Here is a 13,662-nt window from a genome sequence, read left to right on the forward strand (position 1 = left end):
CCTCTATCCCCCCTGCGCAGCCGCTTCCTCACCCAAACGGTTCCCCAAAATCCAGCGCTCCGGCGCCGCCACTCTGTCCATCCTCCTGTCATGCGCGTTTTTCTCCATGGCCCTCACCACCTGAAAGCCATAGCACACGCCAATCCGCTGATGGCGCGGTTCGCTCTCAAAAAAGCGGTCATAAAATCCGCCTCCATAACCCAGACGGGAGCCGTCCTCCGAAAACGCCAGACCCGGCGTCAGAACCGGAGCGGCCCGATCCTCTGCCCGCTCGCTCCCCGGCGGCGGCTCCGGGATATGAAACCGCCCCGCCACCAGCTCTGCGCGCGAGCGGATATAGTAAAACCGGATCCGCTTCTCCTCCCCCTGTATCTCTGTCCGGGGAAGGGCGACCCGCACGCCCTCTGATAAATACCAGTCAATCAAAGCCCCGGTCCCCGCCTCGCCCCGCACGCTCGCGTAGCAGTATACGGTTCCCGCCCCGTGCAGGCCAAGCGCCCGGATCCGCTCAAACAGCGCCGCATCCCATTTCCTCTTCTCCGTCTCTGACAGGCCGCCCCGCTTTCGGAGAATCCATCTGCGAAGCTCCTCCTTAGAGCATGTCTGGACTTTCGTTCCCGTAAGCCGCGCCTCCTGCTCTTTAAGGAGCGCTTGTTTTTCCATACTTCTCCCCCAGATCCGTGACGCTCCCGTCCTTTTCCTGAATGGAAATATTGTTCAAAGTTCCCCGCAGGCTCGCGCGGATCGCCTGGATATAGTCCTTCCTGAGCCTTTCCTGCTCCTGCTTCTCCTCCGGCGTAAGTCCCTCCGGCGACTTGCTCTTATGATAAAGCGCATTGATCCGATCGATCTGATCGTTGGTAATCATGTTCTTCTCCCTTCTGCAAAACAGGAACCGTTCAGACCTTCTGAACGGTTGCGCAAAACAAACTTGTAACCGCAAAAACGAGGCGCAGCGCCGCTACACATAGGCCGGATAATACCTGGAAACAAGCGCCTCCGCCGCCCGCATCCCGTCCATGGCGGCGGACATGATTCCGCCCGCATAGCCGGCCCCCTCGCCGCAGGGGTACAGGCCGTTTATTTTACTCTCCATTCCGCGGTCGCGCAGGATGCGCAGCGGAGAGGATGTACGGCTCTCCACTCCCGCCAGGATTGCGTCCTCCCGGTCAAAGCCCTGTATCACGCTTCCAAAATAATCAACGGCCTCGATAAGCGCGCCGCTTATCTCCTCCGGAAGCGTCTCCCGCAAATTTCCGAAAGAAAAGCCGCCCAGAATCGCCGGCTTAACATCCCCAAACGCCCCGGATACACGGCCTGCCCGGAAATCGCCGTAAAGCTGGACCGGGATCTTTCCCGCGCCGCAGCGAAACGCCGCTTCCTCCAGACGCTGCTGGAAACGCACGCCCCCGAGCGCCGTCTGATCCGGAAAGTCCTTTGGCGTCACGGTCACAATCAGGGCGCTGTTCGCATTCTCCCCGGCCCGGTCATGGTTGCTCATGCCATTTACCGCCACACGGCCCTGCTCCGAGGAAGCGTTTACCACAAAGCCTCCGGGACACATGCAGAAGGAATACACGCCGCGCCCGGACTGCACGGTCCTCGTCAGCTTATAGCTTGCGGCCCCCAGCCCGTCCACAGCCTCCCGGCCGTACTGCGAGAGGTTGATCTGGCTCTGGGGATGCTGGATGCGCAGCCCCACGGCAAACGCCTTTGGCTGTATATCCAGATCCTTTTGGGCCAGCATGGCAAACGTATCGCGCGCGCTGTGGCCAATCGCCAGAATCAGCACGCCGGTCTGTATGCGCTCGCGCCCGGATATCCCCTCTGTGCAAACTTCCACAGACACCAGACGCCCGGCCTCCTCGTGGATATCCTCCAACCTGGCGCGAAAGCGGATCTCCCCGCCCAGGCGCAGGATCTCCTCCCGGATCTGCTTCACCGCCCCGCGCAGCACATCCGTTCCCACATGCGGCTTGCTCATATAGAGAATCGCCGGATCCGCTCCGGCCCAGGCCAGCGTCTCCAGAATCTTGCGGTTCCGGCCGCCCGGATCCCTGACCAGCGTATTCAGCTTCCCGTCCGAAAAGGTTCCCGCGCCGCCCTCGCCGAACTGCACATTCGATTCCGGCGCCAGAGGACCGCCTTCCCAAAACGCGCGCACCCGCTTCGTCCGCTCATCCACATCCTCGCCGCGCTCTAAAATCAGCGGGCAGTACCCGGCCCGCGCCAGCATCAGCCCGCAGAACATCCCCGCCGGCCCAAAGCCCGCGATCACCGGGCGGTGGAAAAGCGCCTCCTTCCCCCGCTCCGGGAAACGGTACTCCGTCTCCTTATGGATCATGACATTCATATTCCGGGCCCGCTTTATGATCTCCGTCTCTGCGCCGGCCACTGCCGCATCCACTGTATAAATGTAATACAGATCCGGCTTTTTGCGCGCGTCCAGAGACTGGCGCACCGGCGTCAGAGAAACGATGCCGCTTAACGGGACTCTCATCATCTTCGCCGCTTTTTTCCGAAATTCCGCTTCCGTATGCCCGACCGGAAGCTTAAGCTGATTAATCCGTATCATACTCCACTCTTTCTGCTGTTAATGTATTTTTATAGAAAAATCCTGAAAGATTCCCGCTGGAATATCTTCCCCGAACGAATATTGCTCCATTGTCTCCTGCTCAAACCAATACGCCATGATAAGCTCCTTCGCCGGATCCACAATCCAATACTCCCGGACTCCGGCGGCACGGTATTTAAAAAGCTTTGTAAAATAGTCCCTCGGTTTACTGCCGGGTGAAACAATCTCGATCACCCAGTCCGGGGCCCCATGGCAGCCTCTTTCGTCTAATTTAGAGCGATCGCAGATGACGGAGAGATCGGGTTCTATGTACGTATGCTCGTCATCATCTAAAAATACGGCAAAAGGCGCCGCATAAATCTCACACGCCCCGCCCTGCGCCCTGATATAGTTATAAATTTCATTGTGCAGATAACCGGAAATCCGCTGATGCGTTCTGCCTGGGGGCGCCATGTAATACATCTGTCCGTCAATCAGTTCCGCGCGCACTCCGTCCGGCAGGGCATAAATCGCTTCAATTGTATATCCGGCCTCTTTTTTCAGCGCATTCATGTTTTCACCCCTCTCCCCCACACACCCGCATGCATCCCGGCGATCGCCCCGCTGCTCCAGGCAAACTGTAAGTTATATCCCCCGCAGATCCCGTCCACATCCAGCAGCTCCCCCGCCAGATACAGCCCCTTTTGCTTTTTGGATTCCATGGACCGGGATGAAACCTCCCGCACATCCACGCCCCCGCAGCACACCTGCGCATGATCAAAGGAGTTCACGGCCGCGATCTCGGTTTCAAACGCCCTGATGACCCCCGCCAGGGCCTTAAGCTCCCGCTTTGACAGCGAAGAGGCCGGCCGTTCCCCCCTGATGCCCAGATATTTTAAAAAGAACCTCGAAAGCTTATCCGGCAGCCATCCTGTAAAAAATTCCTCCATGGCCCCCTGCGGACGGCGCGCGGCGCGCTCCCGCAGCATATCGCGGACCCGGCTTTCCGGCATGCCCGGGAAAAAATCAATCCGGGCCGTGACTTTTTTCTTTTCATCCAGCGCCCGCGCCGCAAAGCGGCTGATCTGAAAGACCGGGATCCCGGAAATCCCGTAATCCGTAAGCTGCACCTCCCCCTGATCCTCAGCGAGCCGCTCTCCCCCGCTCCAGAGGGAAACCCCCGCCTCGATGCGGATCCCTGCGATCTGCTTATAAAAGTTCTCCCTGCAGCGAAGCTGGACCAGGGCCGGCAGCGGCTTTATGATCGTATGCCCCAGGCTCTCTGCCAGGCCATATCCGCTCCCGTCTGACCCCGTCGCCGGAGCCGCCTTCGACCCGCATGCCAGGATGACCGCGTCGGCTTCAAGCATCCCGGCGTCTGTCAAAACCGCAAAATGCCCCGCCGCGGCCTCCCCGGATGTCCGCACTCCACGGACATTACAATTCGTCTCCAGACAGACCCCGCTGTCCCGGAGACCGCGCCTTAACACCTCCGCAACCGAGGACGCCTGTCCGGACCGGGGATAGAGATACCCGTCCCGGTCCTTAACCACGACGCCCAGGCCCTCAAAGAAATCCAGCGTACGTTTCAGCGGAAATCCCCGGATCACCTCCATCGGAAACCCGGGATCGCCGCTCCTGTAGCATTGGGCCTCCAGCCGGCGGTTCGACAGATTGCATTTTCCGTTCCCGGTGGACAGAAGCTTCTTGCCCGGCCGGTCCCTGTGCTCCAAAAGCGTCGTCTCAGCCCCGGCCCGCGCCGCAAAGATCGCCGCCGTCATCCCCGACGCGCCGGCCCCGATCACCACTACCTGTTTTTTCATCCCCTGTTACTCCTCCCGGGATCCTCCGGACAGCCCGGACCATCCCCTCCCGTATATTCCCGCGCGCCAGAGCGCCGGTTTTAGCTCGTATACGATTCCAGATAATTCAGGACCTCCATCATGGTCGGAAACCAGATGCCCTCCATCAGCTTTTCCTGCTCTTCCACCGGAAATTCCGACAGCGGCATATGGGTATCCAGGCATACATTACTTCTCTCATCGACAAACACCAGCAGAAAGCCGTCCTCCGCCGCCAGACAGTATGTCCCCTCTTCCTCCCGCTTCTCCACCTGCTCCTGATTGATAACCGCGTTGTCCTCCGGCACAAATTCCGTCTCCAGAATCTCGCTGGGAACCGGATTCGCCTGTTTGGGCTGATACCAGCAGATATACGCTCCCGTGAGGGCCGAAGCCGTCAAAAGAACTGCCAGAATAAAAAAGCAGATATAATACTTTTTCATGGAATTACCTCCTGAGCATAGTATCTGCTTTTTTTCCAGATTTTAAACAGGGAACCGCTTCTCAGGAAGGGTTCAAAACAGGGAACGCCGGCATACATCCGTCATTCGCCAAAAGTCTTGTAATATGTTTGTCTGGCATAGACGGACAGGAATATCCTCTATTGGATGCTCCCCTACATCAGCCGCAGCTTCCTGCACACCTTGAGGATCTTCTTCCCTTTTGGCATGGCATAAAGCTCCTCTTCCTCCACGCACTTAAGCCTCACCAGCAGCACCCCGTACGCCAGCACAGCCGCCGCCACGGCGACTGCGGTCGCCGCAAGGCTGTTCTTAAGAACCAGCGCCATCCCGCGGTACACTCCGTACGCGCATGCGCCCATCAGGGCCGACGATACGGCGGGCAGGAAAAACGTTTTCTTAATCTCCTGCCGGTACCCCAGATAGCCGCGGATGGACATCGCATTCAGAAAGCACATCAGGAACGCAAACAACATATTCGCATACACCACGCTGTAAATGCCAAGCTTAAACACCATCAGGAACACGTACAGCGCCGCCACATGGATCACCAGGGCGATAAAGGCGTTCCGGACCGGCACCGCCATATGGTTAATGCCCTGTAAGATCGCGTTGCTGACCGTGGAAAGCGACAGGAACACCACAGCCGACGAGCCCACGGCCAGCATGCGGACTGCCTCCGTGTGATCCCCGCTGTGAAACAAAAGCTGGTTGATCGGCGCTGCCAGGACCGCCAGGCCCACGGCTGACGGAATAGCGATCAGCATTGCGACGCGGATCACCATGCCCGCCTTATTCAAAACCGCCTCATAATCCGAGCGCGCCATGGCCGCTGACAGGGACGGAATCAGGGACGAGGCGAGCGAATTCGCCATCGCCAGGGGGACATGCACCAAAAGCATATATTTGTTGTTGTAAATCCCCCACAGGGAGAGGAACTCCTCCCCCTGCCCCATGGCCTCCATCCCGTGGGCCATAATGCTGTTGTCAACCACGGCGTTAATATTGTACACCGCGGAGCTTAATATAACCGGGGCCACGGTCATAAAGAACGTTATTGTGATGGAACCGTAGGAATCCAGTCTCCGCCTGCGCTCCCTCTTAGCCTTCTTCCTCGACATGGGGATATACATGAGAAACAGGATCAGGCTGAAAAACAGCGCGGTCAGCGCGCCCGCCCCGGTGCCGATCGTGCCTCCCGCCGCGCCGAACGCCTCGGGATAACCGGTTGTATGGTAAACGAGGTTCGAGTCATGTCCGATCTTAAACAGCACGCCCGCCGCCACGACGCTGATCACTGCATTTGCGATCTGCTCAAAAATCTGTGACAGCGCGGTCGGGATCATCGTGCCGTGCCCCTGGAAAAAACCGCGCAGCACGCCTAAATACGCCATGATCCAGATCGTGGGGGCCAGCGTCTTTAAGGCATAGATGCAGAACGGGGTATTAAACACGCTGTCCGCAAAAAAGTCCGCAAAATGCCACGTAATGAAACAGGCCAGCCCGCCTGCCACAGTGGCATACAAAAGGGCCGCCTTAAACACGCGCAGCGCATTCCGGTACTGCCCTCTGGCCATGCGCCCCGCCACCATCTTCGACACAGCCAGGGGAAGGCTGTACGAGGAAAGAATCAGCATAATATTGTATACATTAAACGCCGTCGAGTAATAGCCCATCCCTTCGTCCCCGATGATGTTCGTCATGGGAACCCGGTACAGGATGCCGATCAGGCGGACAATAATGCCTGCCACGGCGAGAATACTGCCCTGTACTACAAAATCCGTCTCCTTTTTGCGCCTCTTTTTCGCCCGTCCCGCATCGCTCCCGCCGAAACGCTCCTGCGCCGGAACGCTCCTTCCTGACGAAGCGCCCCTGCCCGACGGGACGCCCGCTCCTGACGAAGCGCCCCTGCCCGACGGGACGCCCGCTCCTGACGAAGCGCCCCTGCCCGACGGGACGCCCGCTCCTGACGAAGCGCCTCTGCCTGACGGGACGTCCGCCCCCGGCGAAGCGCCTCTGCCTGCAGGACGCCTCCTCTCCAGCGGCGCGCCCCGGTTCCTGCTATGTCTGTTCTCCATAAAATTCCGCCTTATCCATTTGGTCAGCCTGTATGATGCACACCCAGGTTTTCCCCGGGTTTAAACGGATCTCCTCGCCGTTTCCGTCATAATACCTTGTCACGCCGCCCTCGCCCTCCTTCTCCCAGGTAATCGCCTCGCCCCTGCCATTGGTGAAATAGTAGCCCGAGCAGGGCGTATGTACGTCGATATCCAGATATTCTGACGGGGCGTAATACTTCCATCTGCAATACTGGAAAATGATATTTTTCACCGCTATCTGCCCCTCGTCCCCGTTGTGGGCCCCGCCATACTGAAAGCGGTAATACAGCCCGTCCTCCGGGTTATATTCAAACCAGGGCTGGTTGATCGGGTACCCGCCGGGCCGCACGTAAGACGCCGCAAAGCCGTTCTCCAGAAGCTCAGGGCTTTGCTCCCCGGCAAAACGGTAATGCCCCTTGTAGGAATCCGGGTATTCCCTTGCATAGCCCGAGGCGTCGATCGCTTTTTCGATCTGGGCCGCGCCTGCGTAGGCATTGTGCGGCGCTTTCTTATCCGAGCTGCGGTAAAAGGCAATGGCGCCCTTTCCCCCGATGCCGTTCAAGTGCTCCATCCGCTCCAGGTACGGCAGGGCAAACGCGCTCTGCCCGAAATGGGCGTACATCCCCTCAAATTCCCGGGCAAAATACGTATAATACGTACGGCAGCTCCGCACCGAGCCGATGCGCTCCAGATCGTCATACTCCTCAATCAGCGCCATATACCGGATCATGCCGCCCTCTACCGGGGCCTCATAGACCACGCCGGCGCGGTTGATCCCATACTGGGGAAGCGCCGCCTTGTCATTGCTCATCATAATGGCCAGGGGCCTTCGGTTTGCGGCCCTCACATCCACCATCTCCCCGGTCAGATAGCTCTCAATCTTCCCGTCCTTCTCTTCGCGCGGCGCGCCTTCCTCCGGCGCGCCCTCCATCCTCCCTGTCTCTTCCAAAAGATCCGGAAAGGGGAAGGACGGCAAAAACTCCCTGAATGCCCCGCCGGGCCTGTCCCCCGCCGTCTGCGCCTCCAGAAGCGGCTCTACGGACACTTCCTCATACCTCCCGCAGCCATTCGCCGTCAGAAGCACAGCCGCTGCCAGCAGTATCCCCCGTTTTCTCATCTCGTATACCCCTTGCGCTCAAGGATCGCCGCCTGCCTCTTCTCCATCTCAAGGCGCTCCTCTTCCTCCATGTGATCATAGCCGCACAGATGAAGCATGCTGTGCGCTGTCAGAAACGCCAGCTCCCGCTCTGCGCTGTGCCCGTATTTTGCCGCCTGCTCCTCCACCTTGTCCATGGAAATGATAATATCCCCCAGGAGCAGCTCCCCGGTCTCCGGGTTAAAGTAATCCTCCGCCTGCTCCTCGAGACGTTCAAAATCAGACGGCGTCCCGTAATCCCCCATGGGAAATGAAAGCACGTCCGTCGCGCGATCCGTATCTCTGAACTCCCGGTTGATGCGCCGTATCTCCTCATCGCCTGTCAAAACCACGCTCACCTCCGCCTCATACGGGCAGCCCTCATAGTCAAGCGCGGCCAGGATCACGTCCCGGACGATGGTTTCCCATGCAGGGCACGGGCATTTCTCTGCTTCGTATTCGATATTGATTGTCATCCGTGTGTTCTCCCTGTCACAGCGCCCCGCGCTTTTCCGGAGCGCCGGTCCTGGCCGCCCCTGACGCGGGCTTCTTTGTTCTCATAGCGCTCATACGCCTCCACGATTTTCTGTACCAGCGGATGGCGCACGACGTCGCTGCTTGTCAGATAACAGAAGCCGATGTCGTCGATCCCCTTCAGCACCCGGATCGCCGTATCAAGGCCCGAGGCGCTGCCGGGGGCTAAGTCCTTCTGCGACTGATCGCCTGTGACGATCACCTTGGATCCAAAGCCGATGCGCGTTAAAAACATCTTCATCTGCGCCGGCGTCGTATTCTGCGCCTCGTCCAGGATAATAAAGGCATTGTCCAGAGTCCTGCCCCTCATATACGCCAGGGGGGCCACCTCAATCAGGCCCTTTTCCGAATTGTGCAGGTAGCTCTCCGCGCCCATGATCTGATACAGCGCGTCATACAGCGGCCGCAGATAGGGGTCGATCTTGCTCTGCAGATCGCCGGGCAGAAAACCCAGCTTCTCCCCCGCCTCGATCGCCGGACGGGTCAGGATAATCCGGCTCACCTCCCCGCTCTTGAACGCCTGGATCGCCATGGACATGGCCAGATACGTCTTTCCCGTGCCCGCCGGCCCGATCCCAAACACGATCATCTTCTGCCGGATCAGATCCACATACTGCTTCTGGCCCATGGTCTTTGGCTTGACCGGCCGCCCGCTTATTGTACGGCAGATAATATCCCTGTCAATCTCCAGAATCTTATCGTCCTCCTCCGTAAAGGAAAGCGACAGGGCGTAATCCACATTTTGCTCCGTAATCTGGTTTCCCCGCTTCGACAGCTCCAGAAGGTTATAAAACACATGTCCGGCCTGCCGGCAGGCCCGCTCCGGGCCTATAAGCTTCAGCGCGCCGTCCCTCGCGACCATCGTGACGCCAAGCGCGCGCTCCAGCTTCTTTAAATACGCGTCAAACTGGCCGTACACATTCTGCATGTGCTCCATCGGGATGTCAATCGTCGTCTCAATTATGCTCATTCAACCGTTTCTCTCCTTCACTCATCCATCGCCGGATCCGCTTCCACTGCGATCGCCTCCTCGGTCAGAAGCTCCGCCTCAAACCGGCAGACCGATCCATTAACTAATATTTTAACATTATTTTCAATAATGTGTACCCCTTTTTCCATTAAATTTTCCGTAAGCCTGTTTTTATATGCATCCGCCAGCGCAAGAAGCTGCTCCTGCGTATATTTTTCCTCATGGGGAGAGATTTCGGCAGAATCAATGAACCCCACATGGACGGGCAGATAGAAATCGCCGAATATGCGCGCCTTCCTGTAGCTCGTCACGGTCTTCCAGTCCGTCTTCCAGATATTGGGAAAGAGCCATACAAAATGCGCGCCGTTCTTCCCGTTTCCCAGGACGACGCACAGTCCTTTCCTCCGCCTGCCCGTTTCCGGCTTAACCATATGCCACACCGGGATCTCCTCGGCCTCGGACCGCGCGCAGACGGCCTTCACATCCGCGTCGGCGTGGACGTAACGCGCCTCGGCCACGCTGCCGCTGTCGTCCGTGATGGGAATACAGCCCGTCACAAGGAGCTGCCCTGCCGTCACCGTATCGCCCGCTTTGACCATTGGAAGGCCGCTGCGCACCACCACGGACGTGATAACCCCGTCCGAGGAGGCCCTCAGATCACAGGGCGTATGGCTCTGCTCCGGAAAGGACAGCGGCACCTCGTTTTCCTTGATATGGATGTAGAGCCGCGTCCCGGACAGCCGCGCCGATACCCATGTGATCCCCTCAAACCGCGCCCGGAGCGCCTCCTCCAGCGCCTCGCACGAGACCTCGCTCTTGCGGATCCCGCTCACGATCCCCGTCTCCTCAAGGAAATGCGACAGCACATCCTCCGTGTACCTCACATTGCCCTCATACCCAATATCCCACACAAAAAAAGACATCGCGTACAGGCACAGAAAAAAAGCCGCAAATCCCGCGCCCCAGGCCGCCCGCGCCCTGCTGCGGTGTAAAAAAAAAGGAAGTCCCCTTTTTTCCTGAATCCGCACCCGGACCCCCGCCTTCCTCACAAAAGGCCGGCAGGCCAGGAAATCCCGGATTTTCATAGAAAAAAGGTAACTCCCCCGCTCAAACGAAGCATCCCATATCTCCAGCCCCGACGCGCCGCAGAGATTAAAAAAACGTTCCGGCGACCGCCCGGTCAGGCGAAGCCTTATGTACCCGCTCAGAAGCTTAAACAAATGATTCATCTTTGAACCTCCGGATATGATTCAAATTCCACGGCGCAGATCTGCCCGGTCACCTTGAGCTGCTCCCGGTCATAATACGCGATCGAGAGCCCCCGCCCCGTCACCGTCATCCTGGCGTTCTTTCCCTGAAGCTTTAAAACCGTATCGGAAAAAAAGACAATGCTCCTGTAATTCTCCACCACCGCCGAGGCGTTCCCCGTCATCGACAAAAGCATCTCCCCCAGGAATACGTCCTCCGGCAGGCCAAGGGCTGTCACAACCGCTTTTTTCTGTCTGCCAAACACGGGCATTCCGCCTTTAATGCATCCTTTATTAAAACTATATGGGTTCTTTTGTCCGATTATTCGCAGCAGTTTTCCCGGCCTGGGCAGCGGTTCATCCGCGATCGGAAGGGAAAGCATCCCCCGGCTCCGCCTGCAGGCCGATCGCCCTTTCAGCCATCGACGGCACACAGTATATCAGCGGCAGCGCATAGCGCAGGTTCGTCACAGGGCCGAGCAGCAGCGTCCCCCAGTAGCCGATCACGAGCAGCAGGGGCAGCGCCTCCTGCTGCCGCCTCCGGTAAACGGCCGCTGTCAGAGAAAGGAGCGCCAGCCAGAACGGAAATGCCTGGTTCAAGAGAAAGCGGAGAACCGGGACGGACTCAAACGCCGGCGTCAGCGTCCCCCGGCGGAGCAGTTCTTCCAGGCCCGGCAGCCGGCTGTCCCGCCTGATGCCCAGTATATTCGCATCCGGCTCCATAAACGCCCCGTCAAACAGGATATACAAAATCCAGTATTGGCTCGCGCCCGGGTACCAGTACCCCCAGTTTCCCATAAAAAAGGAGTCCAGGTAAACGCGGGGCGCCCGAAGCCCGACCGAAGCCCAGACCCTCAGGAAACGGCCCGGATCCTCCTTAAGAACCTCGGTCCTAAACCCGCTTTTCACCGGATCCGCATTGACCCGCACATAAGAATTCAGCGCATTCACATCGATCAGTTTTTCCAGGTAAGCGCGCTCCTCCCCGCGAAGCTTATCCGGCGCTTCATGATAGACGCGGGCAAGCTGCTGCATGGGAACCGAAAGCATTTCCCTCATATCCCCTTTTTCCGCCCCCAGCAGGGCCGGAACCGGGCCGGACAGCACATACCAGGCCGCGGCCGCCGTGAGCGTAAAAACAGCCAGCCGCTTCACCTCCCGCCCCTTTACTGCCGGGGACGCCGCCTCTCCTTTCTTCCGGCCGCGCCCCTGAAAGCCCCAGTAAAGGCCGGTCAGGCAGAAAAAAAACAGCGCCACATAGATCCCCTGGTTCCTGAAAAGGCACATAAAAAGCACGCATACCCACATCAGGGCCGTCCTCCTGCGATCCGCAAAGAATCCCTCCGGACAGGCCGTCATGTCATAGGCCATGTCAAACGTCAGGAGAAAAAACGCCCCGAACAGCACATCCTTGGTCGTGACAAACGAAAACACGGCCAGATACGGGTTCACGGCCAGAAACACCCAGGACAGCAAAAGAAACGGCCATGGCGCGCCGCGCCGCCTCATCCGGCACAGCACGGCCGAAAAAACGCCGCCCATAAAAGCCGACTGCACAACCGAATGCAGGGCCAGGCCCGCCTGCGCGCTGTCAAACAGAACCAGCCCCGCCTTTAAGCACCCGCACAGAAACCATGTGTGCAGCAGCGAGTGGTGCGTGCTGAGAGGCAGGCTGCCAAAGCACTGGAGCACCTGAACCGACGCGTCGTATGAATACACGCCCGGATAAACGGCCAGAAATACCGGAACATAGACACAGCCCGTCAGAAACGTCAAAAAAAGCCACAGCCGCAGGCCGGAGCCGGACGCGCCGGAGCGTCCCGGGCGTTTTGCCCCGCTTCCCGCTTCCCACGGCCGCCTGCTTCCCGGCCGTCCCCTGAACCCTGCTCTGCCCGACGCCCGGTCCCTGGCCGTCAGGCGCAAAAACGCGCCCGCTGACGCCGCGTATATCGCGCTCACAGCCAAAAGCGCCGCCGCATACCGCCAGGGAGTGACAAGCAGAGGGAGATTCAGGCTGTACCCAAGCCCCAGAAGCGTCATAATCCCCATTAAAAGCCCGCACGCCGCCCCGCATATGGCTCTTCTGGCCTCAAACGGCGCAAGCGCCAGCCGCAGGCAAAACGCGGTCCAAAGCACAAGCCCCGCGGTCCGCAGGGAGAAAAACGCCCCGAACACCGGAACCGCCAGAAAACGCCCGCTGTCCGCCACTGCAAAGAGCGCCGCGGCCAGAGCCAGAAAACAAAGCTGCCGCAGGCCGGAAATTCCGCCCCTGTATTTGACATTCTTTCCCATATGTTCCATCTCTTTCCCATCCCCAGCCATTCCCGGCTTCGTACCCCGTTACTGAATAACCGCGCAGGGGGAAACGTTTCCCTGGCCGCCGCGCGGCCCGAGCGGCATATTTTTCGCCGCACGGGTCTGTGCATCAAAAAATCCCCGGTTTTTCCTCTAACCAGGGATTTTGTTTGATTTGATCATAACTGTTCCGATGCCTGTACCGTTACATTGAAATTAGTTATATTTGCGTTTTCTAGCAGCTTCGGATTTTTTCTTACGACGAACGCTCGGCTTCTCGTAATGCTCTCTTTTCCGAATCTCCTGCTGAATGCCAGCCTTTGCACAGTTTCTTTTGAATCTGCGTAAAGCGCTGTCCAAACTTTCGTTATCTTTAACGATCACATTTGACATAGCTCACACCTAACCTCCCTCCAGTTGTGTAATAAGTGCATACTATAATACAACTGTTTGGGTATTTATTTAGCACTATTAGCATTATATCACAAAAAATTCATACGTCAACAAAAATTTTCAATATTTCGCC

14 protein-coding genes are annotated in these 13,662 nt (G+C 58.3%); all 14 read right to left on the reverse strand.

Annotated features, from left to right (window positions below):
• Positions 1 to 3 precede the first annotated feature (3 nt).
• The 14 genes from NFS31_RS12045 to rpsU all read right to left on the reverse strand — a co-directional run bounded on the left by NFS31_RS12045 (position 4) and on the right by rpsU (position 13,529).
• Positions 4 to 663: a 5-formyltetrahydrofolate cyclo-ligase gene (locus NFS31_RS12045; RefSeq protein WP_251495300.1), complete on the reverse strand. Its 660-nt coding sequence runs from the start codon at positions 661 to 663 to the stop codon at positions 4 to 6.
• Positions 641 to 868, reverse strand: a complete 228-nt coding sequence (locus tag NFS31_RS12050) for a DUF896 domain-containing protein (protein ID WP_331482605.1) — start codon at positions 866 to 868, stop codon at positions 641 to 643. The genes NFS31_RS12045 and NFS31_RS12050 overlap by 23 nt, the downstream gene beginning before the upstream one ends.
• Positions 869 to 961: 93 nt before the next feature.
• Entirely contained in the window at positions 962 to 2,575 is a 1,614-nt protein-coding gene (locus NFS31_RS12055; RefSeq protein ID WP_251495302.1) for an NAD(P)/FAD-dependent oxidoreductase, read from the reverse strand.
• An 18-nt stretch (positions 2,576 to 2,593) separates the two neighbouring features.
• Positions 2,594 to 3,127 carry a Uma2 family endonuclease gene (locus NFS31_RS12060; RefSeq protein WP_251495304.1) on the reverse strand — a complete coding sequence of 178 codons (534 nt, stop codon included), beginning with the start codon at positions 3,125 to 3,127 and terminating at the stop codon, positions 2,594 to 2,596.
• Positions 3,124 to 4,377 (reverse strand): BaiN/RdsA family NAD(P)/FAD-dependent oxidoreductase, encoded by a 1,254-nt coding sequence (locus tag NFS31_RS12065; RefSeq protein ID WP_251495306.1) that lies wholly within the window; start codon positions 4,375 to 4,377, stop codon positions 3,124 to 3,126. The genes NFS31_RS12060 and NFS31_RS12065 overlap by 4 nt, the downstream gene beginning before the upstream one ends.
• 80 nt (positions 4,378 to 4,457) lie before the next feature.
• Entirely contained in the window at positions 4,458 to 4,838 is a 381-nt protein-coding gene (locus NFS31_RS12070) for a hypothetical protein (RefSeq protein ID WP_251495308.1), read from the reverse strand.
• A gap of 173 nt (positions 4,839 to 5,011) precedes the next feature.
• Complete coding sequence (locus NFS31_RS12075) at positions 5,012 to 6,934, reverse strand: putative polysaccharide biosynthesis protein (protein ID WP_251495310.1); 1,923 nt, start codon at positions 6,932 to 6,934, stop codon at positions 5,012 to 5,014.
• On the reverse strand, positions 6,918 to 8,072 hold the full coding sequence (locus NFS31_RS12080; RefSeq protein WP_251495313.1) for a DUF3048 domain-containing protein: 1,155 nt from the start codon (positions 8,070 to 8,072) through the stop codon (positions 6,918 to 6,920). The genes NFS31_RS12075 and NFS31_RS12080 overlap by 17 nt, the downstream gene beginning before the upstream one ends.
• Entirely contained in the window at positions 8,069 to 8,566 is a 498-nt protein-coding gene (gene ybeY / locus NFS31_RS12085; RefSeq protein WP_251495317.1) for an rRNA maturation RNase YbeY, read from the reverse strand. The genes NFS31_RS12080 and ybeY overlap by 4 nt, the downstream gene beginning before the upstream one ends.
• The gene (locus NFS31_RS12090; protein ID WP_251495320.1) at positions 8,563 to 9,594 is read right to left on the reverse strand and encodes a PhoH family protein; all 1,032 of its coding nucleotides are present in this window, start codon (positions 9,592 to 9,594) and stop codon (positions 8,563 to 8,565) included. The genes ybeY and NFS31_RS12090 overlap by 4 nt, the downstream gene beginning before the upstream one ends.
• A 17-nt stretch (positions 9,595 to 9,611) precedes the next feature.
• Positions 9,612 to 10,823, reverse strand: a complete 1,212-nt coding sequence (locus tag NFS31_RS12095) for a sporulation protein YqfD (protein WP_251495323.1) — start codon at positions 10,821 to 10,823, stop codon at positions 9,612 to 9,614.
• Complete coding sequence (locus NFS31_RS12100) at positions 10,820 to 11,107, reverse strand: YabP/YqfC family sporulation protein (protein ID WP_331482606.1); 288 nt, start codon at positions 11,105 to 11,107, stop codon at positions 10,820 to 10,822. Before NFS31_RS12100 ends, NFS31_RS12095 begins: the two co-directional genes overlap by 4 nt.
• 91 nt (positions 11,108 to 11,198) lie before the next feature.
• Complete coding sequence (locus tag NFS31_RS12105; protein ID WP_251495329.1) at positions 11,199 to 13,133, reverse strand: DUF6020 family protein; 1,935 nt, start codon at positions 13,131 to 13,133, stop codon at positions 11,199 to 11,201.
• Between the two features lie 219 nt (positions 13,134 to 13,352).
• A complete protein-coding gene (gene rpsU / locus NFS31_RS12110) occupies positions 13,353 to 13,529 on the reverse strand; it encodes a 30S ribosomal protein S21 (RefSeq protein WP_003504099.1) in 177 nt (58 codons plus the stop codon).
• Positions 13,530 to 13,662 lie beyond the last annotated feature (133 nt).

Origin of the sequence: Otoolea muris, from assembly GCF_943193115.1 — a bacterium.
Lineage (GTDB): Bacteria > Bacillota > Clostridia > Lachnospirales > Lachnospiraceae > Otoolea > Otoolea muris.